Source organism: Rhodoferax sp. EU05-FHT12H12, from assembly GCF_058791215.1.
On the sequence record NZ_JBYTDI010000003.1, the window covers coordinates 243,421 to 262,876 of the forward strand.

Here is a 19,456-nt window from a genome sequence, read left to right on the forward strand (position 1 = left end):
ACAGGCGTAATCGTTGGACACACGGGCCCGCAAGTTCCGCAAGGCCTCGCGCCGCGATCTCTACACAGTTACAGAATGCGTGAAAGAACATCCCCGCCCGGTGCGTCTGTTGCGGTCCCCTTGGGGCATGTTGATGCTTTGCCACCCGGCGCGATGCTGGGCGAGTTTGAAGTGCAGTCGCTTTTGGGGGTGGGTGGATTTGGCATGGTTTACCGGGGGTATGACCACACCTTGCATCGCCCTGTGGCTATCAAGGAATACATGCCCTCGGCCCTGGTGGGGCGTGATGCAAGCCTGGCGCTGACCGCGCGCTCCACGGCCGACACCCAGCCTTTTCAGACCGGTTTGCAATCCTTTATGGAGGAAGCACGTCTGCTGGCGCGTTTTGAGCACCCCTCCTTGGTCAAGGTCTATCGCTTCTGGGAGGCCAATAACACCGCCTACATGGCCATGCCGCTCTATGAAGGGATGACGCTCAAGGAGGCCCGTCGGCGCATGAGCGGCCCGCCCCCTGAGGCGTGGTTGCGCCAAGTGCTGTGGTCGGTGCTTGAGGCCTTGCGGGTACTGCATGGCAACTCCATGTTGCACCGCGATGTGTCGCCTGACAACATCTTCCTGCAGGATGTGGGACCACCCGTGCTGCTGGATTTGGGGGCCGCCCGGCGCGCCATTCTGGACAGCAGCCACAAACATACCGCCATCCTGAAAGTCAACTACGCACCGATCGAGCAGTACGCCGATGCACCCGATCTGCGCGAGGGGCCCTGGACCGACTTGTACGCCCTGGCGGCCGTGGTGCACGGCTGCGTGTGCAACGAGTCGCCCTTGCCCGCGACGTTTCGGGTGGTGCGTGACCGCATGCCGCCGTTTGCGCAGGTGGCCCAGACGGCACAAACACACTTTGGCCAAGCCTATACGCCTGACTTTGTGCGGACTGTGGCCCATGCGCTGGCCATCGAGCCTGACCACCGCCCGCAAAGTGTGGATGCGTTTGCCCAGGAAATGCTGTTGCAGCCGCCATTTGACATGGCGCGGTTTGACTGGCGCGAGGCTCTGGGTCCCAATGTGACTCTGGACACTGACACGCAGCACGCAAATACCCCAACCACGGCCTTGCTCACCACGCAGCCCGCTCCTCAGCCACGTACCCAGTCCTTGGCGGCCAAGCGCAACCGTCGGGAGGGCAGCGATAACACGGCCGTCCGCAGGGCGCAGCGCACGCGCGGGGCTGCCGGGCGCAAAACCAGTGCCCCCGTCGTTGCCAATTGGGTGTTTTGGGGAGGGTTGGTGTCGGTGGCCTTGTTGCTGATGGTGAGTGCTTACTTGGCATTGCGCAAACCTGTTGTGGTGCAGGAGTCACCGATGCCGGCCGCTGCGTCCAGCGCGTTGGCCACGGCAACCGAGACGGCACCTCAGGCGGCCAGTGCCATGCCAGCCCGTCCTGTTGCGCCGGCTGTCGTTCAGTCCAAGCCCGTGCCATCCAAAGTTACATCCGCCGTGCCGGAAAAGCCTGCTGCCGTGCCGGCCAAGCCGGTCCGGGCAGAGGGCCGGCCCGCGGTGGTCGCGGCCTCCGCCCCGGTGGCGCCGACTGCGACGCCGGAGTTGTGCCCCAATGCCAGTGTGTGGACGCGCAGCATGTGTGTGTATCAAGAATGCCAAAAGCCGGAATATGCGCAGTTGCCAGTGTGCATTGCCGATCGCAAGCGTTGGGAAAGCCAAAACAACAAGGCTTTCAGCCCTTGACCTGCATCGGGTTTGGGCTTTTCAACATTTTTTGTATAATCGAGGGCTTCGCAGCGCCTAAGCGGTTCCGCGGCGAAGTCATTTGGCATCGCCCTTCAGGGGGTAGGTGCCAAATGTTCCCCACCTAAGAGATTCCCATCAGAGGAACGCCGACCGTGGAAAAGAACCCACCAAACCCACTCCTTTTAGGAAAATCTCATGTCTACTTTCAGCGCAAAACCCGCTGAGGTCGTGCACGAGTGGTTTGTGATTGACGCGACCGACAAGGTCCTCGGACGAGTAGCCAGCGAAGTTGCTCTCCGTTTGCGCGGCAAACACAAGGCCATTTACACGCCTCACGTCGATACCGGTGACTTCATCGTCATCATCAACGCATCCCAGTTGCGTGTCACCGGCGCCAAGCCGATTGACAAGGTGTACTACCGCCACTCGGGTTACCCCGGCGGCATTACAGCCACCAACTTCCGCGACATGCAAGCCAAGCACCCCGGCCGCGCTTTGGAAAAAGCCGTCAAGGGCATGCTGCCCAAGGGTCCCCTGGGCTACGCCATGATCAAGAAGCTCAAGGTTTATGGCGGTGCCGAGCACCCCCACACAGCCCAGCAGCCCAAGGTTTTGGACATCGCTGGTATTTCCAACAACGCTGTGAAACGTGAGGCCGCCCAATGATCGGTGAATGGAACAATGGCACTGGCCGTCGCAAATCCAGCGTCGCCCGCGTGTTTCTGAAAAAAGGCTCCGGCCAAATCGTGGTGAACGGCAAAGCGATCGAAAACTTCTTCGGTCGTGCAACTTCCATCATGATCTGCAAACAGCCCCTGCTGTTGACCAACCACGCTGAAACGTTTGACATCATGGTCAACGTGGCTGGCGGTGGTGAGTCTGGCCAGGCTGGTGCAACCCGCCACGGTATTACCCGCGCTTTGATCGACTACGACGCAACCCTCAAGCCCGTCTTGAGCCAGGCTGGCTTCGTGACACGTGATGCACGTGAAGTCGAACGTAAGAAGGTCGGCTTCCACGGCGCTCGCCGTCGCAAGCAGTTCTCCAAGCGTTAATCGCCGGCAACGAATCGTTGCAATTGCAAAAACCGCCAGGGTGCAAATCCTGGCGGTTTTTCTTTTTGGGCTGCTAGACTTCGCCCTCCATGAGATTTCGCCTGCTCCGCCGCCGCCTCACCATCAGTGCCCCCCGCATGGCCGTGCGCAGCGCCCTGCCGTGGCCGTTTCGTTGGGCCGTGCTGGCGATTGTGCTGGGCTTCTGTGCTGCAATTGGTTTGTGGGCCTTTGAGTTCGGCAAAGACATTGCGGGTCTGGAGAAGGGCTCCAAAGACGAGTTGCTGCAGCTCAGGACCGAGGTCACGACTCTGCGGTCCGAGTTGGTTGCGGTCAAGGCCGAACGGGATGAAGCGCAGTCGGTCGCCAATACTGCCGACACACTGGTGACGGCGGAAAAAGCCTCGCACGAAAAGCTGTTGGCGCAAGTCAAGCAGTTGGAGGCTGACAACCGCCTGCTGCGTGATGATTTGGGTTTCTTTGAAAAATTGATTCCTGCAGGTGCGGTGGAAGGTCTTGCCATCCGTGGTTTGCAGGCCGAACTCATTGCCCCGACGACGCTAAAATGGCAGACGCTGGTGATGCAGCCGGGTCGCAACACGCAAGAGTTCAATGGTCGTTTGGAAATCACTTTTGCGGGCACGGTGAATGGCAAACCCTGGACCGCTACCTTGCCTGATGGGCCCATGCCAATCAAGGTGAAACAGTACGGTCGCATGGAGGGCGAGTTGGCGCTTCCTCCTCAGGTGCTTGTCAAAAGTGTCTCGGCACGGGTTCTTGACGGTGCGGTCGTTCGTGCGGCCCAGTCCATCAAGCTGTAGTTTTTACAGAGGTTCACCATGTTCAATAAAAAGAAACAGCCCCCGATCAAAAGCCTGATTGCCGAAGGTACCAAGATTGAAGGCAATATGACCTTTTCGGACGGATTGCGCGTTGATGGCAGCATCGTCGGCAATGTGCTTGCCAGTGACGGCGGTGCCAGCATCTTGGTGATCTCCGATTCCGCCAGCATTACCGGCGAAATCACGGCAGACCACATCATTGTCAATGGCACCGTAAAAGGCCCCATCCACGCCCGCCACATGCTGGAATTGCAGCCCAAGGCCCGCATCGAAGGTGATGTGGAGTATGCCGCGCTGGAAATGCACCAAGGTGCCCTGATTGCCGGCCAGCTGCGCCCGATGCTGGACAGCGAAGAAAAGCCCACACTGAAACTAGCGGCAAATAACCAGTGAAAGAATTCCCGAGCGGATTCCTGTACTATTTGCCCTATCCTGATTGAGACCGGAGTGTTCCATGAGCGCCGTTGCTGAAAAAATCCAAACTGAAATGCCTGCCCCCATCCTGTTTACCGACAGTGCTGCCGCCAAGGTGGCAGACCTGATCGCGGAAGAGGGCAACCCCGATCTGAAACTGCGCGTGTTTGTGCAAGGCGGTGGCTGTTCCGGTTTTCAGTACGGTTTCACCTTTGACGAAATCACCAACGAAGACGACACCACCATGACCAAGAACGGGGTGTCCTTGTTGATCGATGCCATGAGTTACCAGTACTTGGTGGGTGCCGAGATTGACTACAAGGAAGACCTGCAGGGTGCGCAATTCGTGATCAAGAATCCCAACGCCACCACCACCTGCGGTTGCGGCTCTTCGTTCTCGACCTGATTGTGTTGCTGTGCCCTGCTCAGGCAGGGTAGATTGCACCGAGTATGCGGGCGCCTTGGGCGCCCGTTACTTTTGGAAGGCTTGCGGTGTGGCGCAGGCAGGCCTGGCGGGCCAGCCAGGCAAAGGCGGTGGCCTCGACCTGCAGGGGGGGGAGCCCTCGGACTTCGGACGACTGGACCTGACAGCCTGGCAGGTGGTGTGCCAAGCGTTGCAATAGATAGGTGTTCAGGGCACCACCACCACACACGACCAGGGTGTGACAAGTCGGCGCCATGGTGTGCAGGGCTTGGGCGCAGGAGAGGGCGGTCAGCTCGGTCACAGTGGCCTGTACATCCTGGGGCGACAGGGCTTCGAATCGCCGCAGGTGCTGCGCCAGCCAGGTGGCATTGAACAGATCCCGCCCCGTGCTTTTTGGAGGGGGCTGGTCAAAGAACGGCTCGCTGAGCAACATGGCCAACAAGGCCGTGTCTATTTGGCCACCGGCGGCCCACTGTCCTGCATCGTCATAAGGCTGACCTGTGTGGCGGTAACACCAGTCGTCCATCAACGCATTGCCGGGCCCGCAGTCAAACCCCAAGACTGGCGTGTCCGACGCCGGGTTCAGGAGGGTGACGTTGGAAATGCCGCCAATATTCAGAACGGCCAGTGCTGCGTCGGTCTGCCCGAAAAATGCGTGGTGAAAGGGCGGCACCAACGGTGCGCCCTGGCCACCGGCAGCCACATCCCGGCTGCGAAAGTCGGCCACCACATCGATGCCGCACAGCTCGGCGAGCAGGGCCGGCTGGTTGAGCTGCAAGGTATAGCCGGTACGGTCGAATTCTCGGGGGCGGTGGCGAACCGTTTGTCCATGGGCGCCTATGGCCCGCACCGAGCCAGGCGCCGTGTGGGTGGCGGCAAGCAAGCGTTGCACTACATCCGCATAGCTGCGCGCCAAGGCGTTGCCCGCTAGTGCGGCACGGTGCAATTCGTCGGTGCCGGTGCTGTTCAGGGCCAGCAGTTCGGCGCGCAAATCGGGGGGGAAGGGCGCGCTGCAGTGGTGCAGCACACGCATTTGCCCTGCGGCGAAATCGGCAAGTACCCCGTCCACGCCATCCAGCGAGGTGCCGGACATCAATCCAATGTACAGCTCGGACACCGAGGGGCAGCTTATTCTGCGCTGGCCAGGCTGAGCTGGGCTGCGGCGCTGAGTTGCGCGCGAACCTGGGCCGCGGCCTTGTCAAACAGGGGTTTGGCGGAGGCCGTGACCGGAATGGATTCGCTTTGGCGGGCAATGGTCAGCGGGTCGTGGTGCACGCCGTTGACGCGGAATTCAAAGTGCAGGTGCGGGCCGGTAGCCCAGCCGGTGGAGCCCACCGCACCAATGTGCTGGCCTTGGCTCACGGTTTGCCCCTTTTTGACGCCAATGCGGCTCAGGTGGGCATACACCGTGGTTTGGTTGTTGCGGTGCTTCACCATCACCACATTGCCAAAGCCGTTTTGCACGCCTGCAAAGTCGACCACGCCGTCAGCCACTGTGCGCACGGATGTGCCAGTGGCTGCAGCGTAGTCCACACCCAGGTGGGCACGCCATTTTTGCAAGATGGGGTGGAAGCGCATCTTGAAGCCGCTGCTTACGCGCGAAAACTCCATGGGCGATGCCAGGAAGGCGCGACGCAGGCTTTCGCCTTCGAGGGTGTAGTAGCCACCCTTGGCGGCTTCTGCGGCGCTGGGTTCGCGGAACCACATGGCCTGGTGGGCCTTGCCCGCATTCACAAATTCGGCACTCAGCACACGGCCGGAGCGCAAAGGTTCGCCATCACCCTCCAGGGTTTCGTAGGCCACCGAGAAGTGGTCTCCCTTGCGCAAGGCGCGGTGAAAGTCGATATCGCCCGAGAAAATTTCGGCCAACTGCACGGCAATCGCATCCGGCAGGCGGGCGTCGTCGGTGGCGGCAAACAGCGAGGTCTGGATCACGCCGCCGCCCAAACGGGTGGACGCGACCAGCGGCAGGGTTTCCAGCTGGGCCGTGAAGTCTGCCCCTTGCTTGCGGATGCTCAGGCGTTTGAAGGTGCCGTCGTCCTGCGGGCTCCAGCGGGCCGTCAGGCTCAGCAGCGACTGTTGGCCATCCACCTCTGCTGTGACATTGCGGCCCGCGCGGCCCAGCAGCATTTGTTGCACCTGGTTGTTGGTGCGCAAGAACGCGGCGGCAGCGGGGTCAAACACGCCCAGACGTTTGAGCAGGCTGTCTGCCGTGTCGGTGGAGCGCGTAAGCTCCGAGCGGTACAAGGGCGTTGCGGGCAGGGCCGCGAGGGTGGCCTCGGGCAGCACCAGTTGCAGGGGGAGCGACTCCACCACCGTGCGAACCGGCAGATCGGCAGCGTCGGGGGCCAGATTGGCCACTGCAAAGGTGGCGCCAGTACCGCCTACCAAGAGGGCGGCCATGACGGCGGTGATACGTTGGGGGTGGCGTTGTGCCAGGTTGCGCACGTAGGCAAAACAGGCTTCTACGGCGGATGTCAATCCGTGTTTCAAAATCTGGGACTCCGGTGGATGGGGCGGCACGACTAAAATCCAGCCGCTGGCAACGAACACGTTGCAGGAGAGAGCCCGCAGTATAGCGGTCGCGTATCCCCCGGCAACAAGAAAAAACCCTTATGAATCAAGCCTCAAGCCCCCCATTAGTTGTAAGCGATCGTGTCCGCGAAGCCTTGGCTGTGACCCTGCGCGGTGTGGAAGAACTGCTGCCGCAAGACGAGTGGGTGAAAAAGCTCGCCAAGTCGGAAGCCACCGGCAAGCCGCTGCGTATCAAGCTGGGGCTGGACCCCACCGCGCCGGACATCCACATCGGCCACACCGTGGTACTGAACAAGATGCGGCAATTGCAAGATCTGGGCCACACCGTCATCTTTTTGATTGGTGACTTCACCAGCATGATTGGCGATCCATCGGGACGCAACAGCACGCGTCCGCCGCTGACCGCCGAGCAGATCAAGGTCAACGCCGAAACCTACCGCGCCCAGGCCGACAAGATCCTGGACCCGACCAAAACCGAGTTGCGCTACAACAGCGAGTGGAGCGACCCGCTGGGCGCACGCGGCATGATCCAGCTGGCCAGCCGCTACACCGTGGCCCGCATGATGGAGCGCAACGATTTCCATGACCGCTTCAAGGCCGGCACCCCGATTGCCGTGCACGAATTTCTCTACCCCCTGATGCAGGGCTACGACTCCGTGGCGCTGGAGAGCGATCTGGAGCTGGGTGGCACCGACCAGAAGTTCAATCTGCTCATGGGCCGCACGCTGCAGGCCGAGTACGGCCAGGAGCCGCAGTGCATCCTGACCATGCCGCTGCTCGAAGGCCTGGACGGCGTGGAGAAGATGTCCAAGAGCAAGAACAACTACATCGGCATCAGCGAAGACGCCAACACCATGTTCGCCAAGGTGCTGTCCATCTCGGACGTGCTGATGTGGAAGTGGTACACGTTGCTGAGCTTCCAGTCTGAGGCGGCCATTGCCGCTCTCAAGGCCGAGGTGGAAGGCGGGCGCAACCCCAAGGACGCCAAGGTGGCGCTGGCCAAGGAAATCACGGCGCGCTTCCACAGCGCCGCCGCGGCCGATGCCGCCGAACAGGACTTCATCAACCGCAGCAAGGGCGGCGTGCCGGACCAGATCGACGAGATCAGCCTGCCTTTGGGTGAGGGCGGTGCGCCGGTCGGTATTGGCGCGTTGCTCAAGTCTGCCAACTTGGCGGCGTCCAGCGGCGAGGGCAACCGTCTCATCGACGGTGGTGGTGTGCGCATCGATAGCAATGTGGTGAGCGACAAGGGCCTCAAGCTCGGTGCCGGCACCTATGTGCTGCAGGTGGGCAAGCGCAAGTTCGCCCGCGTGACCCTCGCCTGATTCCACGCCATGCTTGCTTTGGTACAGCGCGTCCGCCGCGCCCAGGTGGTGGTGGACGGCGCCACGGTCGGCAAGATCAATCAGGGCCTGCTGGTGCTGGTGTGTGCCGAGCAGGGTGATACCGAGGCGCAGGGCGACAAGCTCTTGGCCAAGCTGCTCAAACTGCGCATCTTCAGCGATGCCGAAGGCAAGATGAACCGCAGCGTGCAAGACCTGGATGGTGCGGGTCTGCACGGCGGCTTGCTCATCGTGAGCCAGTTCACGCTGGCGGCAGACACCTCGGGTGGCAACCGCCCCAGTTTCAAAGGTGCCGCAGCGCCCGACGAGGGGCGGCGTTTGTACGACTATTTTGTGGCCCAGGCCCGCGTTGCGCACTCCCTTGTGCAGACTGGCATTTTTGCGGCGGACATGCAGGTGGAGCTGGTCAATGACGGACCTGTGACGGTTCCGATGCGGGTGGCGCCTGCTGCCTGATTGCTATTGATTTGGTAGCTGCTTGCGCAGTATCCACCGGGGTTGGAGCCTTAAAGGGCTTGTAATTCGGCTTTGTTCCAGTCCCACCCCACCGTACTACTGCAGCACCAGGTACATCGCGTTGGGCGGGAACTTGACGCTGGCCAGCTCGCCGTTGCGGGTGAGCGGCAGGGTTTGCAGGGCCATGCCGTTCATGTCCAGCACCGTGCCGCGGCGGATGTGGGGGTTGCGCACCGTGATCTCCAGGTCCGCAGACTGCACTTGCCAAGGCGACTGGCCGAACGATTCCAAGACAAAGCCTGGTGCCGTGGCGCCGTTGTCCAGCGCCAGGGTGGCCGGGCTTTCTTTCCAGCCGTTGGGGCGGCTTTGGGTGGCAAATTGAACCAGAATTTTTTGGGAGGCGCGCAGCGGTTCGCCGTCCATGGACACCGCCATGGCGGCGCCAAAGGTGTTGCCGGAGCGAAAGCGCACATCCTGCAACTGGTGGGTGGCGGCATTGCCAAAGTGGGCCACCACCCCCTGGGCCCGCGGGGTGTTCACCGTGCAGTAGCCCAGCAGGGTGTTCCACACCAGCTCCCCGGTGTTGGAGGTGATCTGCCCCGGTGCGACCCAGGGCGCCAGTGGCACCACGGTGCTGGCGGTTTTTGGGGGGCCGTAGGCCACCAGCACGGGCCCGACCTGGAAGGCCTGGGCGCGTGCGCTGGTGGCCTGGCCGTCGCGCAGCGGGGCGTCGCCAGTGTCGCGGTTGGGGTCGAAGCTGGTTTCTTCCGCAATCAGCGGGGCCTTGCGTTGCCACAGCGCGTTCAGCGTGCGCTGCTCCAGCACCACCGGCGTGCCACGGCGTACATAACCCATGCGAAAAGCCAATGCCGCGGCCGGAAAGCTGCCCAGAATCTCGGGCGTGGCAAATAGCCATTTGCCTTGCGAAGGCAGGTAGCCATTGGCCGACTGTGGCGGCGTCCAGCCCTCGTCGCCGGTTGCGAACCAGTAGTACCCGTCCACCCCACTCAGGGCCGCGTAGGCCGAGACCAGAAACGGCCCCTCGGCCCCAAAATTGTTGGGCAGCACCCAGTTGCCCTCCGTCAGCAGCATGGGCCGCCCCTGGGTTTGCTTCAGGTTGATGGGCAGTTTGTCCGGGCGGTGCAAGATGCTCTCGTTGGTGAACTGGTCATCCTTCATCAGCGCCCAGCCGTTGTTCACCCCCTTGTGCAGGCCCCCGGTGTAGACGTTGGCGGCATCCACCTCGCCCGCGGTGTAGGACCAGCGCTCCGCATCGTTGAGGTAGCGGGTGCTGCCGGTTTTCCAGTTGCCGGCGTTCACCAGCTGCCGCGCGCCCAGGGTCTGGCGCAGGTACTGCACCATGCCGGTGTTGAAGCTGTGCATGGTGCGCGCATAAAACTCGGTCTGGTCGGCCCGGCGCAGGGCCTTGCCACCGCGCAGGTCCTGCGGGTCGCCCACCAGGGGCCAGTCGCGCGGGGGCTGGGTCAGCTCCCACAGGTTGAGCAGCGCGACGCGGCCGTCTTGCGGCGCGTCGCCCGCATCGGCGGCGCCCTTCCACTGGGCCAGGGCCTGGTCCAGGCTGCCGTACTTGCGCGCCAGAAATTCGCCATAGCGGCGCTCCAGCGCCAGACGCTGGGGGCCCTGGATGCCGTTTACGCTCCAGAACAGCAGGCTGTCCTCGTTTTGCAACTGCAGGATGGCCACGCTGGGGTCCTGCGCCAGCGGGATGCCGGTGTAGGGATTGGGCTCGGTCAACAGTGCGCGCCACCAGGCCTTGTAGGCCGCCTGCAGCGTGGGGTCAAAAAACAGCAGGCCCAGCGCCGACTGTTTGTCGCCCCCCGCTATGCCCCAGGCCGCGGCAAACTTCATGGACACGGCCCAGTAGGGCGAGAGCGTGGTGTAAATGCCCTCTTTGCGCATGGCCGCCACGGAGCGCCAGATGGCGTCGCGTTCGGCCAGGTTGATGTCGGTGATGGCTGCGTTCGGCGTTTTGTCCAGCGCCGGGCTGATTTGCTGGTGCAGCCGCACCATGTTGACGCCGCGTTTGGCCATGAAGCGGGCGTGGCGGGCCAGATCGGGTGCCCCCAGCGGCCACTGCGGGCGTGTCTGGCCGGTGCGGCCAGCCACATGGGTGTTGATGGCCCATACGCGCAGCGGCTTGCCGTCGCCCCGCACCAGGTCACCCTCGGCAGTCGCCCGCACAAAGCCGGTTTCCCCGGCGGTGGTTTCGTTCAGGCTGCGCAGGTCCAGCAGCGCCTCGGGCTGGAAGGTATCGCGCGGCGGCGAGAAGTTCCAGGTCTGCGCCTGCGAAACCCCTGCGAGCAGCAGGCCGATACTCAGAAGCCAGTGAGTTTTGCTATGCATTTGGTAGCTGCTCGCGCATATGGGGCGGGGGCTAGAGGGTTAAAAGATATGCAAATTGACTGGTGCTCACGTACCCGGGGATCGGGCCTGCGTGTTGCTCCGTGTCCCCCGCCCGCTGCGTGGGCCCCTCCTTGACCGGCGCAAAACGCAGGCCCCATCCCCGAGCTGCGTTCCGAAGTAGCGCAGGCCCACACGCATCTCAATACGGGTTCTTGAACCCCAGCCGCGCCATGATCTCGCTCTCGCGCAGCTCCATCACTTCGGCGTCTTCGTCCAGTTCGTGGTCCCAGCCTTGGGCGTGCAGGGTGCCGTGCACGATCATGTGGGCGTAGTGGGCTTCCAGCGTTTTCTTTTGTTCTTTGGCTTCTTTGGCGATCACCGGCGCGCACAGCACCAGGTCGGCGGTGACGGGCTCCTGGGTGTAGTCGAAGGTCAGCACGTTGGTGGCGTAGTCCTTCTGGCGATACTCGCGGTTCAGGGTCTGGCCTTCTTCGGCGTCCACGATGCGCACGGTGATCTCACCCTCCACCTCCAGGGTGTTGCGGATCCAGCGGATGACTTTGTGGCGCTTGAGGGCGTCGCGGTGTTGGTCGGCGTCTTTGATTTTGCCGAATTGCAGGGAGAGGCTGAGTTCTGGGAGCATGGTGTTCAGGGCATCAAAGGGTTGGGTTGCGGCGCGGTGTGCGGGCTTTGGGCAGGCCCACGCGGGGCAACTCGGGTTCCGGCTCGGGGATAGCAATCTGCGGCAGGTCTTCCAGCCGCGCGGCCTCGTAGGCATCCACGATGCGGGCCACCAGCGGGTGGCGCACGATGTCGGCGCTGGTCAGGCGCGTGATGGCAATGCCCGGCGTGCGGCGCAGGATGCGCTCGGCATCCACCAGGCCACTCATTTGCGACTTGGGCAGGTCGATCTGGCTCACGTCGCCGGTAATGACCGTTTTGGTGCCAAAGCCCACGCGTGTCAAAAACATCTTCATCTGCTCGGGCGTGGTGTTTTGCGCCTCGTCCAGGATCACAAACGCGTTGTTCAGCGTGCGCCCGCGCATGAAGGCCAGTGGCGCAATTTCCAGCTGCTGGCGCTCAAACGCCTTGTGCACCTGGTCGTAGCCCATTAGGTCGTAGAGCGCGTCGTACAGCGGGCGCAGATACGGGTCCACCTTCTGATTCAGGTCGCCCGGCAAAAAGCCCAGGCGCTCACCGGCTTCCACGGCCGGGCGCGTCAGCACAATGCGCTGCACCGCGCTGCGCTGCAGTGCGTCCACCGCGGCGGCCACGGCCAGGTAGGTCTTGCCGGTGCCGGCCGGGCCGATGCCAAACGTAATGTCGAACTCGGCAATGTTGTCCAGGTACAGCGCCTGGTTCTGGCTGCGCGGCTTGAGGTCGGCGCGGCGGGTGGAGAGGCTGGGGCCGTCTTCACCGTCCATGCCGCCATCGCCACTGAGCATGAGCTGCACGGTAGAGGCCGCGATCGGCCGTCCGGCAATCTCGTACAGGGCTTGCAGCATTTCCAGGGCGCGCTGGGCTTTGGCCTTGGCACCTTCCACCTTGAACTGCTCATGCCGGTGGGCAATGCGCACCTCCAGTTCACGCTCGATGGTGCGCAGGTGCTCATCGGTCGGGCCGCACAGGTGCGAGAGGCGCGTGTTGTTCAGCGGGGTGAAGATGTGTTTGAGAATCAAGCTGATAATCCGGCAAAGCAGGTTGAGTGCGAATGGGCGCTACGAGCGCGCGACCCCTGCATTGTCCCTAATGTTGGCCCTGTCGGCCACCCACCACCCCAGAACCCGGACCCCACCCCATGATCGGCAAACTCACAGGCATCGTCAGCGACAAAAACCCGCCACAGATCATCATCGACTGTGGCGGTGTGGGCTACGAGGTGCAGGTGCCCATGAGCACCTTCTACAACCTGCCCGCGGACGGTCACAAGGTGAGCCTGCTGACCCACTTCGTGGTGCGGGAAGACGCGCAAATCCTCTATGGTTTTGCCACCAGCACCGAGCGCGAGGCCTTCCGCGAGTTGATCAAAATCTCGGGCGTGGGGCCGCGCACCGCGCTCTCGGTGTTGTCCGGCATGGATGTGGGGGACCTGGCGCAGGCTGTGACCCTGCAGGAGGCGGGGCGTCTGATCAAGGTGCCGGGCATCGGCAAGAAGACGGCCGAACGGCTGCTGCTGGAGCTCAAGGGCAAGCTGGGGGCCGACCTCGGCGCGCCCATGGGGGCGGTGGGGGACGCGCAATCCGACATCCTGCAGGCGCTGCTGGCCCTGGGCTACAGCGACAAGGAGGCGGCGGTCGCCCTCAAGGCCCTGCCCAAGGATGTGGGTGTCAGCGACGGTATCAAGCTGGCCCTGAAGGCATTGGCCAAATAAGCCTCTGGCGCCCGTAGATAGTGCGCGAGAAGCTACTTAATTGATAGCAAATTACTGTGCTTCGCGCACCGGACGGCCATTCAGGGCTTGCACCGGGCGGGCGTTGTTGGGATAGAGCTGGGTGAAGAGCTTGAGCTGGCTGCGGCTGAGCGGCGAGGGCTGCTTGAGCACCATCCACAACACCCCTTCGGTGCAGGGTGGCGTGGTCAGTGAGCCCATGAACTGGTAGTAGCGCTGGTCGGCGGGCAGCAGTTCGTTGAGGTTGAGCAGCTCGCGCGGCATGCGCACGCGGTCACCCGCGTCCAGCGGCATGTAGGTCCAGACCTTGTCGATCAGGGGGTTGGTCTCACCGGGCTGCAGCAGCACCGCCACCACAGCCAGTTGGCCCTCGTCACTCTTGTGCACCAGGTGCACCACCATGGCGGCCCGTTGCCCGTTGATTTGTTCCTCGGACGGGGAGTGGAAGTGGAATTGCAGCAGCCGGTAGCGCGATCCGCGCACAGTGATGCTGTTGTCACCCTGCACATCCACCTGGATGGTGTGGCCGTTGTTGACCACGGTGCCGTTGCTCGGCACGTAGTTGAACTTCACCGCTTCCGCCGGGCCCTGCAGGGTGTTGCCGTCTTCAATGTTGATGGGGGACTGGCGTTTTCCCAGGGCACAGACGTTGAAGTCGGGCTTGAGCTTGGCCCAGGCCTGCGGACCAGCCTCACCCTCGTAGGCCCAGTGCGCCTCACCACCGTGGGCGTCTGCAGCAGGTGCTGCAGCCACCGAGGAAATATGCACCGTTTGCCCATGGCCCACCACGGCGGCTGCGCGCGCGGTTTTGGCGCTCACCGGTGCCGGTGTGCCATTGCCGGCGGCTTTGCCGCTGACCACGATGGTGAGTTTTTTCTTGGCGGGCACCGCGGTGCCCAGGGCCTCGCGCAACTGGTCGCCCACTTCTTTGGGGCTGGCGGCGCTGGTGGCCGTGATGTCGGCCACCGGTTTCTTGGCGGCCGCCTTGGGGGCGGGGGGCGGGTCGTTGGCGTGGACTTGGCCGGCGCCAAGCGCCATGCCAGTCAGAAGCAGTGCGCCCAGGAGTCTGGACGGTGCCAAGGATCGGTGCAAAGCTGTGGGGCGGCGGGAGAACATGGGGGCATGGCCTTTCAGACGTGCACGGTCGGGACAATGGGGCTTACCTCTGCTATCGGCAGTTGTGGCCTGCTTCTTGAGCGTCGCCCCGTGCAGGCTATAGTGGCAACCCACCCCGTGTTTCGCCCATTTTGCAACCTACAGGCCCCCTGCGTGAGCATCCAGACCGACGACTTTGCCATTCCCCCCGTGCCCGCTGGTGCCAGCCGGGTGGTGTCTGCCGCCCCCACCTCCAGCAGTGAAGAGGCGATCGAGCGTGCGCTGCGGCCCAAGCTGCTGGACGAGTACGTGGGCCAGACCAAGGTGCGCGAGCAGTTGGAGATTTTCATCGGTGCGGCACAAAAACGCGGTGAGGCGCTGGACCATGTGCTGCTGTTTGGCCCGCCCGGCCTGGGCAAGACCACGCTCTCCCACATCATTGCCCATGAGCTGGGCGTGAACCTGCGCCAGACCAGTGGGCCGGTGCTGGAAAAACCCAAGGACCTGGCCGCGCTGCTGACGGGGCTGGAAAAGAACGACGTTCTCTTCATTGATGAAATCCACCGCCTCTCGGCCGTGGTGGAGGAGATCTTGTACCCCGCGCTGGAGGACTACAAGATCGACATCATGATCGGCGAAGGCCCGGCAGCCCGCTCCATCAAGCTGGACCTGCAGCCGTTCACCCTGGTGGGCGCCACCACGCGCGCCGGCATGCTGACCAACCCGCTGCGCGACCGCTTTGGCATCGTGGCGCGGCTGGAGTTTTATACGAATGAGGAGCTGGCCCGCATCGTCAAGCGCAGCGCGGGCCTGCTGGGTGTGCCCATGGATGAGGATGGCGGCTTCGAGATTGCCCGCCGCTCGCGCGGCACGCCGCGTATTGCCAACCGCCTGCTGCGCCGGGTGCGCGACTATGCGGAGGTCAAGGGCGCGGGCACCATCACGTTGGAAATGGCCAACCGTGCGCTGGCCATGCTGGATGTGGACCCCCAAGGTCTGGACCTGATGGACCGCAAACTGCTGGAGGCGGTGATCCACCGCTTTGACGGCGGCCCCGTGGGGCTGGACAACATTGCCGCCAGCATCGGCGAAGAGCGCGAAACCATTGAAGACGTGATCGAGCCCTACCTGATCCAGCAAGGCTACCTGCAGCGCACGCCACGTGGACGCATTGCCACGCTGGCCGCCTACCGGCACTTGGGGGTGACGGCGCCCGCCGGCCCGGCGGTGGACCTGCTGGGCGACTGAGTCAGGCCTGGGCGGGTGGGGTGCTGCGTGTGCGCACCACGTGGTGCACGATCAGCAACTGGGCCGCGTAGTAGGTCAGCAAAATCCAGAACGAGGCCAGGGGTACGGGGGTGAGGAACTTGTTGATGGCAATCAGCGAGTCGCTGAGCATGAACACACAAGCCCCCACCGCCACCCAGCGCGCTGCCGCGTCGCCGTACACATGGGCCCGCGACCAGGCCTGTGCGGCCATCAGGCAGATCACCGTGACGTACGCAGCCACGGCACCCTTGAGCACCGGGTCGCCCAGGTTGCCCCACAACACCCCGTACATCAGTGCACCAAAGGCCAGCAGGCCCCAGAGCGCCTGGCGTTGCACAAACCAGCCCGCGCCCTGGCGGAACAGGGCGATGTAAAACACATGGGCTACCAAAAACGAGGCCAGGCCGGGAATGAAGTAGTCGCCCGGCAGCATGAGGAACACATCCCCCCCCAGCGAGAACAGCAGCGCTCCGAGCAGCAAGGTGCGAGATTTAGCGCCAAATGTGCCACTAGCGCCCGTGGAATATGCGCGAGTAGCTACGAAAAGCATAGCAATCACCATCACCAGCGGCTTGGTGAACAGGTAGTAAGGCAACAGTTCCATGGCACCCAGCGTGGCCAGCGCGGCGGCTTCCACGGCCAGGACTTCCAGCGCATGCAGGCTGTGCTGCAGGTAGCGGCCCAGCGCCCACACCCCGGCCGACAGGGCCATGCAGCCCGCGGCGGCGTGGGCGAAGGGGAGCGAATCGGCCACCCACAGGTAGCCCGCCACGGCGCCCAACAAGGCCAGAAACTGCAGGCCGGCAAACCACTGCTGGCCGGGGCGCAGGGGCGGGTTGTAGGTTTGCATTTGTTCCAGCCGGAAGGCGGGTTTGGGGTGGGCCGCGGCCAGGTCGGCGGGTTGCCAGCCGGGCGGCTTGAACCACACGCGGACCTTGTCGCTCCAGCGGCGGGTGGCCCAGCTGTCTTTGGCCAGGCCCCAGTAGACATCGGCGTTGGCCCAGAGCGGGTCCCAGCTGTTCAGCGGGCCGCGGGTGCCGTAGACGCAGGGCTCCTTCTCTTCGGTGAAGGTGCCAAACCAGCGGTCCCACAGCACCAGAATGCCGCCGTAGTTTTTGTCGATGTACGGGTCGTTCACCGCATGGTGCACGCGGTGGTTGCTGGGCGAGCAGAACACGCGGTCAAACCAGCCCAGCTTGCCGACTTGCTCGGTATGCACCCAAAACTGGTAGAGCAGGTCGATCAGGGCGACGATGCCAAAGATCAGCGGCGGCACACCGGCAATCGCCATGGGCAGGTAGAAGATCCAGCCAAACAGGGCGCCGCTGCTGGTTTGGCGCAGCGCGGTGGACAGGTTGTAGTGCTGGCTCTGGTGGTGCACCACGTGGGCCGCCCAAAACAGCGCAACCACATGGCCGGCACGGTGCAGCCAGTAATAGCAGAAGTCGTAGAACACCAGCGCCAGCAGCACGCCGTACCAGCTCTTCCAGAACTCCAAATCGGTAAAGAGGGCCACGGCGCCGAACACGGCGGTGTAAATGCCCACGCTCAGCACCTTGGTGAGCACGCCGCCCACCTGGCTCAGGATGCCCAGGCTGATGCTGTTGATGGCGTCATTCAGCCGGTAGGCCTGTGCGCTGGGCACGCGGGCGGTTGCGCGGCGGCTCCAGAAGAACTCCAGGGCGATCAGCAGCAGAAAAACGGGGGTGGCGAATACGATGACTTTGCTCATGCCGGCATTTTTGCCGAGCAAGCGCTTGGTGCCGAGCGGGACAACCCTAGGCCGGTGTAGAGCGGGCTGACTATTTGCCGCGGAAATCGCGCCACTGCACCCGTGCAAACCAGGCGCAGACGGCACCCAGCGCCAGCCAGAACAGCAGCGAGCCCCAGGAAATATTCGGGAAGCGGAACGCATCGCCCAATACGGCCGTGAGGCTGATGAGGAAGCCCAGGCCCGAGAGCAGCACAAAGACCAGGGCCAGGGCGCGTTCTACGCCCGTCTTCACGGTAGCCACGGCCTGCTGGGTCTGCTCCCACGCCTCGGCCGCGTCAGCCAGCGGGCTGCGGTCCTGGGCGGCCAGAGCCTCGGCCACATTGGCCTGGGTGGCCAGCGCCGCAAAGTCGCCCTGTGCGGGCCGGCTCGCGCGCTTGCGCCACCAGAGCAGGCCAAACAGCACTACGAGGGCCGCAAGGATGAGGCCCGCGTAGAGCAACTGGTCCTGCCAGGGGACCGAGCCTGCGTGCAAGAGGTAGTGGCCCATGGGGGTACTCCGTGTCAGGTGCTGGATTCGTCCAGCGCGGCCTCATCCAGGTGGCGCGTGTCGGCCCAGCCCACCAGGGTCAGGGCGTCGGGGGTCCACAGCAGGCGGTTGATGGCGGCATTGCCCAGCTCCCAGGTGCGCGGGGCGTGCAGCTCCTGCTGCGTGGCCAGGCGGTAGAGCATGTCCATCACGCCGCCATGCGCCACCAGCACGATGTGCTCGCCCCGGTGTTGGACGGCGATCTCGTTCACGGTGCGTGAGACCCGTGCCAGCAGCTGCGTGGGCGTTTCGCCGCCGGGCGGTGCAAAGTGCGGGTCGCGCTGCTTCCAGCGGCGTGATTCTTCGGGCCACTGCTCCGCAATGGCGGCCCAGGTCTGGCCCTCAAACGTGCCAAAGCCGCGCTCGCGCAGGCCGGTGTGCAGGCGCACGGTGCGCGCGCTGGGGGTGCTGCTGTGCTGTGCAATGGCCTGCGCGGTGGTGTGGGCGCGCGAAAGGTCGCTGCTGTAGATGTGGTCAATGGCTTCATCGGCCAGCGCCAGGCCCACGCGCTGCGCCTGCCAGAGGCCGCGGTCATTCAGGCCAATATCGAGCTGCCCCTGGATGCGGGTGTCCACGTTCCAGGCCGTTTCGCCGTGGCGCACGGCAATGATGCGGGTCGCCCCCATTCAGCGCTCGCTGCGGTTGGTGGCAGGCAACTCCACCACCACGCGGCGTTTGCCGGGGAGGGGGTAGTCCTTCAGTGCAGCCTCCAACATGGGGGGCAGCAGGTTCAGGGTATCGCGCCAGGGGCCTTCAAACACCGCCGCGGTTTCATACGCAAGCTGGCCCGTTCCGCCGTCGCGCAGCAGCAGTTGGACGCGGTGGCGGTACCAGGGGGTCTCCACACTCAGAGTCCAGGGCCACTCTTCGTACACTGCGCCATTGGCCCCCACCACCAAACGGGGGCGGGGCGGACGGTAGTGCGGGTTGCGCATGGTGTCGACCGACAGATTCACCTGCGCCAGGTAACGCGGCGCAGTGTCGCTGCGCTGCAGGCCAATGTGGTCCAAGGCCTCTTGCGCCAGCGCTTCGATGTGGTCCTGGTTGGCGTCGTCCGCCTGCGAGGGCAGGCGCTCGAACCGGTAACTCGCGCCCGTGAGGGCGGGGGCGTTGCCCACAAAGCTCTGCACATCGCTGTCAATCATGCGCGGCAGCGCGCAGCCCGTGAGTGCGGCGGCGGCAAGCACCAGCAGTGCGCGGCGAAACCACAGATCAAGCGCCATGGAT

General features: G+C 63.7%; 20 protein-coding genes. 10 read left to right on the plus strand and 10 right to left on the minus strand.

The genetic code is table 11. The features are described 5' to 3' along the window. Positions 1 to 75 precede the first annotated feature (75 nt). From AC3WS7_RS10530 to erpA, 6 genes are all read left to right on the plus strand, one after another. A complete protein-coding gene (locus tag AC3WS7_RS10530; RefSeq protein WP_492656313.1) occupies positions 76 to 1,743 on the plus strand; it encodes a serine/threonine protein kinase in 1,668 nt (555 codons plus the stop codon). 198 nt (positions 1,744 to 1,941) lie between these two features. Then, the gene (gene rplM, locus AC3WS7_RS10535; RefSeq protein ID WP_094477216.1) at positions 1,942 to 2,412 is read left to right on the plus strand and encodes a 50S ribosomal protein L13; all 471 of its coding nucleotides are present in this window, start codon (positions 1,942 to 1,944) and stop codon (positions 2,410 to 2,412) included. Further along, on the plus strand, positions 2,409 to 2,801 hold the full coding sequence (gene rpsI, locus AC3WS7_RS10540) for a 30S ribosomal protein S9 (RefSeq protein ID WP_105261330.1): 393 nt from the start codon (positions 2,409 to 2,411) through the stop codon (positions 2,799 to 2,801). The genes rplM and rpsI overlap by 4 nt, the downstream gene beginning before the upstream one ends. A gap of 89 nt (positions 2,802 to 2,890) precedes the next feature. Beyond that, on the plus strand, positions 2,891 to 3,619 hold the full coding sequence (locus tag AC3WS7_RS10545; protein ID WP_492656314.1) for a DUF6776 family protein: 729 nt from the start codon (positions 2,891 to 2,893) through the stop codon (positions 3,617 to 3,619). A gap of 18 nt (positions 3,620 to 3,637) precedes the next feature. Then, on the plus strand, positions 3,638 to 4,033 hold the full coding sequence (locus AC3WS7_RS10550; protein ID WP_492656315.1) for a bactofilin family protein: 396 nt from the start codon (positions 3,638 to 3,640) through the stop codon (positions 4,031 to 4,033). 61 nt (positions 4,034 to 4,094) lie between these two features. Continuing rightward, positions 4,095 to 4,460: an iron-sulfur cluster insertion protein ErpA gene (gene erpA, locus AC3WS7_RS10555; RefSeq protein WP_492656316.1), complete on the plus strand. Its 366-nt coding sequence runs from the start codon at positions 4,095 to 4,097 to the stop codon at positions 4,458 to 4,460. 19 nt (positions 4,461 to 4,479) lie between these two features. Here the strand turns inward: erpA and AC3WS7_RS10560 are convergent, their stop codons facing one another. Beyond that, positions 4,480 to 5,595: an anhydro-N-acetylmuramic acid kinase gene (locus tag AC3WS7_RS10560; protein WP_492656317.1), complete on the minus strand. Its 1,116-nt coding sequence runs from the start codon at positions 5,593 to 5,595 to the stop codon at positions 4,480 to 4,482. Positions 5,596 to 5,606: 11 nt separating this feature from the next. Beyond that, complete coding sequence (locus AC3WS7_RS10565; RefSeq protein ID WP_492656318.1) at positions 5,607 to 6,971, minus strand: M23 family metallopeptidase; 1,365 nt, start codon at positions 6,969 to 6,971, stop codon at positions 5,607 to 5,609. A 122-nt stretch (positions 6,972 to 7,093) separates the two neighbouring features. On the opposite strand from AC3WS7_RS10565, the gene tyrS reads away from it, so the two are divergent. Continuing rightward, entirely contained in the window at positions 7,094 to 8,338 is a 1,245-nt protein-coding gene (gene tyrS, locus AC3WS7_RS10570; protein ID WP_492656319.1) for a tyrosine--tRNA ligase, read from the plus strand. 9 nt (positions 8,339 to 8,347) lie between these two features. Then, positions 8,348 to 8,812 (plus strand): D-aminoacyl-tRNA deacylase, encoded by a 465-nt coding sequence (gene dtd, locus AC3WS7_RS10575; protein WP_492656320.1) that lies wholly within the window; start codon positions 8,348 to 8,350, stop codon positions 8,810 to 8,812. 96 nt (positions 8,813 to 8,908) lie between these two features. Here the strand turns inward: dtd and AC3WS7_RS10580 are convergent, their stop codons facing one another. The 3 genes from AC3WS7_RS10580 to AC3WS7_RS10590 all read right to left on the minus strand — a co-directional run bounded on the left by AC3WS7_RS10580 (position 8,909) and on the right by AC3WS7_RS10590 (position 12,855). Then, complete coding sequence (locus AC3WS7_RS10580) at positions 8,909 to 11,176, minus strand: hypothetical protein (RefSeq protein WP_492656321.1); 2,268 nt, start codon at positions 11,174 to 11,176, stop codon at positions 8,909 to 8,911. Positions 11,177 to 11,375: 199 nt separating this feature from the next. Then, complete coding sequence (ybeY, locus tag AC3WS7_RS10585) at positions 11,376 to 11,819, minus strand: rRNA maturation RNase YbeY (protein WP_296472602.1); 444 nt, start codon at positions 11,817 to 11,819, stop codon at positions 11,376 to 11,378. Between the two features lie 13 nt (positions 11,820 to 11,832). Then, positions 11,833 to 12,855, minus strand: coding sequence for a PhoH family protein (locus tag AC3WS7_RS10590; protein ID WP_492656322.1), 1,023 nt, complete (start codon positions 12,853 to 12,855; stop codon positions 11,833 to 11,835). A gap of 119 nt (positions 12,856 to 12,974) precedes the next feature. Between AC3WS7_RS10590 and ruvA the strand changes: the two genes are divergently transcribed. Continuing rightward, entirely contained in the window at positions 12,975 to 13,547 is a 573-nt protein-coding gene (ruvA, locus tag AC3WS7_RS10595) for a Holliday junction branch migration protein RuvA (protein WP_296472606.1), read from the plus strand. A 51-nt stretch (positions 13,548 to 13,598) separates the two neighbouring features. Here the strand turns inward: ruvA and AC3WS7_RS10600 are convergent, their stop codons facing one another. Then, the gene (locus tag AC3WS7_RS10600; RefSeq protein WP_492656323.1) at positions 13,599 to 14,681 is read right to left on the minus strand and encodes a carbonic anhydrase; all 1,083 of its coding nucleotides are present in this window, start codon (positions 14,679 to 14,681) and stop codon (positions 13,599 to 13,601) included. Between the two features lie 153 nt (positions 14,682 to 14,834). Between AC3WS7_RS10600 and ruvB the strand changes: the two genes are divergently transcribed. Then, positions 14,835 to 15,908: a Holliday junction branch migration DNA helicase RuvB gene (gene ruvB / locus AC3WS7_RS10605; RefSeq protein ID WP_296472611.1), complete on the plus strand. Its 1,074-nt coding sequence runs from the start codon at positions 14,835 to 14,837 to the stop codon at positions 15,906 to 15,908. 1 nt (position 15,909) lies between these two features. On the opposite strand, the gene AC3WS7_RS10610 is transcribed toward ruvB, so the two are convergent. The 4 genes from AC3WS7_RS10610 to AC3WS7_RS10625 all read right to left on the minus strand — a co-directional run bounded on the left by AC3WS7_RS10610 (position 15,910) and on the right by AC3WS7_RS10625 (position 19,452). Beyond that, positions 15,910 to 17,661, minus strand: a complete 1,752-nt coding sequence (locus tag AC3WS7_RS10610; protein ID WP_492656324.1) for a lysoplasmalogenase family protein — start codon at positions 17,659 to 17,661, stop codon at positions 15,910 to 15,912. A 70-nt stretch (positions 17,662 to 17,731) separates the two neighbouring features. Next, complete coding sequence (locus tag AC3WS7_RS10615) at positions 17,732 to 18,190, minus strand: hypothetical protein (protein WP_492656325.1); 459 nt, start codon at positions 18,188 to 18,190, stop codon at positions 17,732 to 17,734. A gap of 14 nt (positions 18,191 to 18,204) precedes the next feature. After that, complete coding sequence (locus AC3WS7_RS10620) at positions 18,205 to 18,855, minus strand: histidine phosphatase family protein (RefSeq protein ID WP_296472616.1); 651 nt, start codon at positions 18,853 to 18,855, stop codon at positions 18,205 to 18,207. Further along, complete coding sequence (locus AC3WS7_RS10625; RefSeq protein ID WP_492656326.1) at positions 18,856 to 19,452, minus strand: DUF4136 domain-containing protein; 597 nt, start codon at positions 19,450 to 19,452, stop codon at positions 18,856 to 18,858. It lies immediately after the preceding gene. Between the last annotated feature and the right edge of the window lie 4 nt (positions 19,453 to 19,456).